The following is a 7,005-nucleotide window of genomic DNA, read 5'->3' on the forward strand; positions in this document are numbered from 1 at the left end:
GGTGTCTCGCGCCTCCAAGTCAACCGAACAGCTTCATTGCCCTTTGAAGAGAAAACCGCAGGAACTTTGCTTTTTCGCGCCGCTGCACTATTCTTTGCGGTGAGGGGCTTTCGACGTCGCTGACGTCGGCAACAGGAGCCGGGCTTAGGGGCTATGAGCGAGGCCGAGACGGTCAATCAGGAAGCGAAGGTTCAAAGCGAGCTTGCCGTGTCGCGGGCGCGGGGCCTTTCCATTAAGCTGCTGCTCATAACGGTGGCGTGCGTGCTGCTGGTAGAGGTCTTGATATTCCTGCCCTCGGTCGCGAATTTTCGCCTGCGCTGGCTGGATGATCGTCTGCACACAGCAGCGGCCATGTCGACGCTGCTGATGGAGGTGGACCCGGCCAACCTGCCGCAAGGCGTGCAGGATGACGTGTTGAAATCCATCGGTGTCAAAGCAATAGCCATGCGCGACGGTGAGGCATCGCGACTGCTGGCATCGACAAAGATGCCCGCCGATGTCGATGAGCATGTCGATCTTGCGAACACCAGTCAGCTGGGCGCGATACGCGCCGCGATGAGCACCCTGTTTTCCGAAGATCGTCGCATCTTGCGTGTGTTCGGGCCGGTGGGAGAAAGCAATCGCGGCTACGAAATTGTTATGTCCGATCGCGGCTTGCGGGTAGCAATGCTGACCTATGCGCGCAACGTTGTGGGCGTTTCGCTGCTCATAACATTGATCACAGCCGGGCTGGTGTATGCGCTGATCGACCGGATGATGATCCGCCCGATCCGCGGTATGACGCGCTCGATGCTGCGGTTTGCAGAAGCTCCAGACGACCCCGGCAGAATTATTCGCCCGGTGCCGCGCGAAGACGAAATCGGCGTTGCCGAGCGCGAGCTTTCGGCCATGCAGGAGCGCTTGCACAAGGTGCTGGGCGAGCAGAAGCACCTGGCCGACCTTGGGCTGGCGGTGTCCAAGATCAATCACGACATGCGCAATATTCTGGCGTCGGCCCAACTCATGTCAGATCGCTTGCGGCAGGTGAAAGATCCGGGCGTGCAGGCCTTTGCACCGAAGCTGCTGCGCGCGCTCGACCGGGCAGTGGCGTATTCGGAGGGCGTGCTGGCCTATGGCAAAACGCAGGAGGCTCCGCCGTCGCGCCGCAGGGTGAGGCTGCGCCAGTTGGTTGAGGAGGTTCACGAGCTTCTGGGCGTGCCCGCAAACAGCGACATCACTTTCGTCAATGCGATTGACCCTGCTTTTGAAATCGACGCCGATTCCGAGCAGCTTTTCCGCGTTTTGACAAATCTTTGTCGCAACGCAATCGAGGCGATGCTGTCGGATCGCGATAATGCAGTGGTGCGCAGGCTGACGCTAACGGCGGAACGGCACGGGTCTGTGAGTCGGGTGCTGGTGGAAGATACGGGGCCGGGTCTTCCGCAAAAAGCGCGCGAAAACCTATTTACGGCATTCAGGGGATCGGCGCGCAGCGGCGGAACGGGCCTTGGTCTTGCTGTCGCGCAGGAATTGGTGAGGGCGCATGGCGGCACGCTGGAATTGGTCGAAAGCGTAGGCGGACGCACGGTTTTCGCGGTCGCGATACCGGATCAGCCTATCCGACTGGAAGACGCGCGACGGGGCATAAGGCGACCAGCGTAAGCTTGCCGTTCCACAGCATTAGAAAAACTTTGGCTTGCGGCTTGCATTTCTGCGGGAGCCTCGCTAGTTAGCAGCGCATTCGCGGTCGGAATCGACCTGCGGACTTGCCGATTTAGGCATTGCGCGCCCGTAGCTCAGCTGGATAGAGCACCAGACTACGAATCTGGGGGTCAGGAGTTCGAATCTCTTCGGGCGCGCCATCTCGTTTTCACCACTTTTTAAAGCACCTAAGACCTTGAACGGTAAGGATAATTCCGGGGTTCTAAAACCCTCATTTCGTGCATAGCGAAGCCTCTCCCCGAACATCAATTTCAGGACGATACGCCGCTCTTCGAAGCGCTCGGAACGCCAGAGATTCCAAGGGTTTGCGAGGAATTCGAGCGCGGTTCTAACTGTTTCGTCGTAACTGCTGGCCGGACGCGAGCCTTTTCCCATCCGCTCCCGGATAATGACCTTTTCATCTTCGAGCTTGCGGACCCGCTCTTCGAACGCGGCGAGCACGCGCGGTTCGCTTACATCCAAAATCCGCTCAAGCAGCTTGTCCACGTCGCGCTCGACCTTTGCAAGCTGGACCGCCAGCGCCTTCTTCTGATCCCCGGCGTTGGCAAGAAGGTGGTCCCACCATTTGCGAAGCATACGCTCGGCCACCGTGAACAGCTTGTCATTGGGCTGGACCGTGTGAAGCAGGGAATCGAAGTCGCCTTCGATTCTGTCCCGGCGGATCGATTTACCGTAACTATCGCAGCCACGCTTCGGGCAAAGATAGTAGGGATGGCGTCCCGTTCGGCCTTTCGACCAGCAGGCAGTGAGTGGCGTTCCGCAATCCGCGCACAGCACATAACCGCGCAGCGGAAAATCCTCGTTGAGATTGCGCCTGCGCGGCGCAGTGGTCTTTCCTTCGATCTTGTCCTGGATGCGCCGGAACGTCTCGTAGGAAATCAGACCTTCATGCTGGCCTTCGCGAAGAGGGATGTCCCATTTCGGCACTTCGATATATCCCGCATAGACGGGATTGCGGAGCATGATCGAAACACGCTGGTTGCGCACGATCCCGCTGGCATCTTTCGGAAACAGCGGATGGTCTTGCAGGAACCTCATCACATCGGCCTGCGTGTCGAATCTGCCTGAGACATAGCCTTCGAGCGCTTCCTGCACGATTGATGCGGCAGGTTCGGCGCGGCGGAGCATCCGTCCGCGATCTTTCACGGAATGAAATTCATAGCCGACCGGAGCCTGGAATGGCCAATAGCCGTTCATCACGCGGGCGCGCATGCGCCGCGTCGTCTGTTCGGCATTCTTCTGGCGGAAATGCTGGGCGAAGGTCGCGTGGATATTCTCCACCATCATGGAGTCCGCATCGTCCTTGAATTCCATCTTCGGACTGACAAGCCTGCCGCCCGCTTCGCGCAGAAGATCGCGCAAATCCCAATGTCCGCGAATATCGCGCGCAAAACGGTCGATGGCGTCGATGATGACGCTGTACCCCATCCCGCGATGCTTCTTCAGAAATTTGACCATCGCGCTCATGCCGGGACGGTTGGTTGCGCCGCCGGTCATGCTGTCGGTGAAAACCTCGTGGACCTCGAAATTCGCAAAGCGCGCATATTCGCGGCAGGCCGTTTCCTGCGAGCGCAGGGAGTCCCCGCGCTTGCCGCCTTTTTCCTCGCTAACGCGGCAGTAGATCACCGCCGGTTTCAGGTCCCGTTCATTCATGCAATGCCTCCCGCGCCGCGTCGTTCGATGGCGTCTCCATATCGGTTGAGGTAGTCAAGATATCATGCGCGGGACGGGGCGCGGAGGCTTCGTTGAATCCCTCGAAAATCAGCCCACAGAGATCGACATTAAAGCCCATGCGGGCAAACGATCCCATGATCGACCACAGCGTTTCCAGAAGCTCTTGTTTCTGGGCCTCACTGAAATCGAATTCGCTCATATCCTCCAGATAGTCGGACGGATCGAGGCGTGGCGCGGGCAGGATGCCAGCCACACCCACGGATGCGCCGTTTTCCATGGCCTCCGGGAGGCCGGTTTCATCGAACTTGCTCATGCTGACCTCCTTTCTTTCCGGTCGTTTCCAAGTCCGAAAAGTATATAGAACACAACAAGAACAAACAAGGAGTATATTCCTACACTTTGTTCTCTACTGCGGTAGTACAACGCGGATATGTTCAGTATTTCAAGGGACTGCGGGGCAGTTCATTCCCAGCAAAAAATCTGGGAGCCCCAACAGGCAGGCTGCTAAACGCAAGCAAACATTATAAAAATCTCAACGCACCGCTGGTTCAATATCGCAAATCAGAATCGGCGGCGGAGTGTGCGATGGCAAAGCAGGGGCGCTATCTGGCCTCACAGAAGCTTTCCGATTATCAGATCGAGAAAATCATGCGCAGCTTCGCCGAGGGCATGTCCGCGAAGGAAGCGTTGGAAAAACTGTCTTACAGAGGCAAACCCTCGCGCGCCTCCGGCACGGTTTACAATATCTATGACCTGATCCGAAAGCGACTGCTGGAAATCCGCTTCTTTCCCGACCCGGCCGATTATGCCGAATGGGCCAACAGTTCCGTCGAGCTTCGCGCAAACTTTCCTTTCAGCAAGACCGCGCAACGCATTGGGGACCAGTCGGACCGCCTGCGCGGCGCATCGGATGAATCTGTGCGTTACCATGTCGCCGAAATGATCTTCCGCGCCGAGAACCATGAAATGACATCGGACGCCCTTTATCATGAAATCCGCACGGCCCTTCGCATGACAGGACCGCTCAACCGTCCGCCCCGCGATGCCGACCTCTGGCATGAGCGCCACTACATCAATGTCTGCCAACGGCAGATCGTCAAACTCCGCGCCATGCGGCATGTCAGCCGAGACAGTCATCGCTCGCTCATCGCGGGTTACGAGGTCCTGATCGTCGAGGCGCGCAAACGTCTTCGAAAAAGGCTCCGGGATCGCACTTCTTCCATCCCACCGGCCTCCGGCGGCGACGACTAACGCACCGTCCAATCATCTCCTGCCACGTTCCCGGCAACAGGCACTCCTGATCCGGAAGGCTTTCGCAAGCCTGATTTTCATCAGCCTTCCATACGGGCAGGCTCCCTCCAGCCTTACCCGATTGCGCTTACCGTTCGCGTTCAGCCGAGCAATGTCCGGCCCGCTCCATTCGGCGCTGCGCACCTCCCGTGTTGTCCATGCACGTCCTCTCTTTCGATCGGTCTGTTCCGCGCATCGGCTGGATGGTCCAGCCCATGAATGAAAGGAAAGACCATGAAAACCAGGCAAACAGAGCGTCCTCTCTACCGGGTCAGTTTCGCCCGCATCACCGGACAGGACGAAGACGGCAAGGATATGCTGGGCAGGCCCAAGGAAATCGGGGCCGTGTGGCCGCGCCGGAACGGGAAGTCAGGCGGCATCCTCACCCTCGACCTTATCCCGATAGAGCTGACACAGCGCCAGGGCGTGCTGTTCCTCGTACCCACCGACGACGAGGGAGGCGCACGATGAGCCCCGCCAATGTCCGCATCGCGAAGATGAACGATCTGCTTCGGACCACCTTCCTCACGGGGAAGGTGGTCATCACCGAAGGCATCGCGGCACTCCCGGATGCAATGCGCTCCGAGGTCATGGAAAGAGTCCAGCGCTTCGACGCCTTCACGCCGGACAACGATCCCTACGGCGAACATGATTTCGGGAGTATCGACGTTGCCGGTCCCGGCAAAATCTTCTGGAAGGTCGATTACTACAATCGCGACCTGACGGGCGGCAGCGAAGACCCCGCCGATCCGGCGAAGACATGCCGCGTCCTCACCATCATGCTCGCAAGCGAGTATTGATGGGGCCGCTCCGGTCAAAACCCGATGACGCTTTCCCTCTTTTGAGGGGAAGCGTTTCGGCGTTTTCAGGAAATAGGGGATTCACATTTCGCCCGTTTCGCGTACACTCACCGGACCTTCTCATTTTTGAATACCGCGAGCGCCGCAGATGTCTGCGGCGAACCCGTCTTTGCGACCCTGCGGAGGGGAAATGCCTGTTCGAAATGCCGCCAATGACAATGCCAAACCCGTGCCGCTGCACATCGCGCTGGCGGTGATCGATACGTTCGAATGCATCTGGCGCGTTCTCTACAGCGGGCGGCGGGGTAGCATCGCCAACTTCGATTCTTACCGCGACCGGCGCGCAATCCAGCGAATGCGTGAAAAAACCTATCGGAGCGGCCTATGATCGGCGGCGAACCCGTCCCTAGGCGCGACCTGTTCTCAAATAAGGACGCGGATGCATGGGAAGAGCAGTTCCACATGCTCTTCTATGTGCTGCATATGTCGCCCGACCGGATCGCAGAGATCGACTACGGATTTGATCCGGACGATCCGAACGCTTTCCTCGTCTGCTCATGGGCCTATGAAATCCATTCGACCTTCCCACGCGTAGATGTCCGGGCGATGATCGAGGCGGCGCGATGACCTCCGATCCGGTCAAGCGAGCAGCCCGCCTGTCGGCAGCGACAAGGCGGCTCAAGGCTGCAATCGATGCACCCCTCGTGGATCACCCTGCGATGTCGCGCTTTGAGAGATTGCAGGACCTTCGTGTCGCCATCGCGGAAGCCGACCATGCCTACCGCGAAGCCTTGAAGGAGGACTACAGCCTACGGCCAATTGCGTTTTTCGAAGCAGATGTTCTCGCAAGTGTCAGGCTGCGAGAACTTCGCCGATGGTGGCTCCACACGGCCACTTCGGACGAAGCAATCGTGGAGGTTCGCCATCGCCATGCCGAGTATGTGGACATCATCGCCCACTATACCGGCCCACCGGAAAATCTCGTGAAGTGGCGCGTCCTCCGCGATCATTGCGCGGAAATCATACAAGCCTGGGACGAGGGGAGGACCGGCTAGTTGCGCGCAACCCCCGACCTCCCCGACCATATGAGCGCCGAGACATTCCGGAACGCGGCCAACGATGCGCGAACCAAGGCGGCCCGCATCGTGCCTATGAACGCCATGCAATGCTATTCCATCGCTTCCCTGCTGGTCTGCGCGGAAATCTTCGACCGCATCGCCGATGCGGAATACACCTTCGAAGCCCTGTCCTCCGAAATGATAAGGCGGCAGGCAGCCCTCGCAAAACTGTACGGGGTTGAACCGTGAGCGCACCGCCAAAGCGGCTCATCAAGGTTCAATGCCTCATACGCCAGCGTGAACCGGAAACCCCGAACTTGCGGTGTCACCCCACAATGGAATCGCCTCGAAGCACTCCTGAAAAGTTTCGTACAATCATTCAATCTTACTGTTGATTTCCACCCAGAAGTGAGCCGGGTAGGCGTCTAATTTCCACTGAGAATTGAGCCATGTGAACCTTTCCCCAAAGCGGTGAGCGGCGG

General features: G+C 58.5%; 9 protein-coding genes, 1 tRNA gene and 1 pseudogene. 9 read left to right on the forward strand and 2 right to left on the reverse strand.

Annotated elements, in window-relative coordinates; genetic code table 11:
• Window positions 1-153 precede the first annotated feature (153 nt).
• Both DY251_RS02500 and DY251_RS02505 read left to right on the forward strand, forming a co-directional pair.
• Window positions 154-1,641 (forward strand): sensor histidine kinase, encoded by a 1,488-nt coding sequence (locus DY251_RS02500; RefSeq protein ID WP_116622236.1) that lies wholly within the window; start codon window positions 154-156, stop codon window positions 1,639-1,641.
• 123 nt (window positions 1,642-1,764) lie between these two features.
• Window positions 1,765-1,841 (forward strand) — tRNA-Arg (locus DY251_RS02505).
• A 559-nt stretch (window positions 1,842-2,400) separates the two neighbouring features.
• Here the strand turns inward: DY251_RS02505 and DY251_RS21720 are convergent.
• Window positions 2,401-3,354 (reverse strand): annotated as a pseudogene (locus DY251_RS21720) (recombinase family protein); the annotation flags it as partial.
• Window positions 3,347-3,688, reverse strand: a complete 342-nt coding sequence (locus tag DY251_RS21225) for a hypothetical protein (RefSeq protein WP_147307412.1) — start codon at window positions 3,686-3,688, stop codon at window positions 3,347-3,349. The gene DY251_RS21225 and the pseudogene DY251_RS21720, both read right to left, overlap by 8 nt.
• Before the next feature lie 272 nt (window positions 3,689-3,960).
• Between DY251_RS21225 and DY251_RS02520 the strand changes: the two genes are divergently transcribed.
• From DY251_RS02520 to DY251_RS02550, 7 genes are all read left to right on the forward strand, one after another.
• On the forward strand, window positions 3,961-4,626 hold the full coding sequence (locus DY251_RS02520) for a hypothetical protein (protein ID WP_116622238.1): 666 nt from the start codon (window positions 3,961-3,963) through the stop codon (window positions 4,624-4,626).
• A gap of 258 nt (window positions 4,627-4,884) precedes the next feature.
• A complete protein-coding gene (locus DY251_RS02525) occupies window positions 4,885-5,136 on the forward strand; it encodes a hypothetical protein (protein ID WP_116622239.1) in 252 nt (83 codons plus the stop codon).
• The gene (locus DY251_RS02530; protein WP_116622240.1) at window positions 5,133-5,465 is read left to right on the forward strand and encodes a DUF3768 domain-containing protein; all 333 of its coding nucleotides are present in this window, start codon (window positions 5,133-5,135) and stop codon (window positions 5,463-5,465) included. The genes DY251_RS02525 and DY251_RS02530 overlap by 4 nt, the downstream gene beginning before the upstream one ends.
• 190 nt (window positions 5,466-5,655) lie before the next feature.
• Entirely contained in the window at window positions 5,656-5,853 is a 198-nt protein-coding gene (locus DY251_RS02535) for a hypothetical protein (RefSeq protein WP_116622241.1), read from the forward strand.
• A complete protein-coding gene (locus tag DY251_RS02540; protein ID WP_116622242.1) occupies window positions 5,850-6,092 on the forward strand; it encodes a hypothetical protein in 243 nt (80 codons plus the stop codon). Before DY251_RS02535 ends, DY251_RS02540 begins: the two co-directional genes overlap by 4 nt.
• Window positions 6,089-6,520, forward strand: coding sequence for a hypothetical protein (locus DY251_RS02545; RefSeq protein ID WP_116622243.1), 432 nt, complete (start codon window positions 6,089-6,091; stop codon window positions 6,518-6,520). The genes DY251_RS02540 and DY251_RS02545 overlap by 4 nt, the downstream gene beginning before the upstream one ends.
• A complete protein-coding gene (locus DY251_RS02550; RefSeq protein WP_116622244.1) occupies window positions 6,521-6,772 on the forward strand; it encodes a hypothetical protein in 252 nt (83 codons plus the stop codon).
• Window positions 6,773-7,005 lie beyond the last annotated feature (233 nt).

Origin of the sequence: Mesorhizobium denitrificans (assembly GCF_003403035.1) — a bacterium.
Classification (GTDB): domain Bacteria; phylum Pseudomonadota; class Alphaproteobacteria; order Rhizobiales; family Rhizobiaceae; genus Mesorhizobium_G; species Mesorhizobium_G denitrificans.

What these genes read in the sequence shown, in the direction of transcription:
- DY251_RS02500 (WP_116622236.1), top strand. Translation starts at nt 154, where the DNA reads ATGAGCGAGGCCGAGACGGTCAATCAGGAAGCGAAGGTTCAAAGCGAG.
- DY251_RS02535 (WP_116622241.1), top strand. Translation starts at nt 5,656, where the DNA reads ATGCCTGTTCGAAATGCCGCCAATGACAATGCCAAACCCGTGCCGCTG.
- DY251_RS02520 (WP_116622238.1), top strand. Translation starts at nt 3,961, where the DNA reads ATGGCAAAGCAGGGGCGCTATCTGGCCTCACAGAAGCTTTCCGATTAT.
- DY251_RS02525 (WP_116622239.1), top strand. Translation starts at nt 4,885, where the DNA reads ATGAAAGGAAAGACCATGAAAACCAGGCAAACAGAGCGTCCTCTCTAC.
- DY251_RS02540 (WP_116622242.1), top strand. Translation starts at nt 5,850, where the DNA reads ATGATCGGCGGCGAACCCGTCCCTAGGCGCGACCTGTTCTCAAATAAG.
- DY251_RS02530 (WP_116622240.1), top strand. Translation starts at nt 5,133, where the DNA reads ATGAGCCCCGCCAATGTCCGCATCGCGAAGATGAACGATCTGCTTCGG.
- DY251_RS21225 (WP_147307412.1), bottom strand. Translation starts at nt 3,688, where the DNA reads ATGAGCAAGTTCGATGAAACCGGCCTCCCGGAGGCCATGGAAAACGGC.
- DY251_RS02545 (WP_116622243.1), top strand. Translation starts at nt 6,089, where the DNA reads ATGACCTCCGATCCGGTCAAGCGAGCAGCCCGCCTGTCGGCAGCGACA.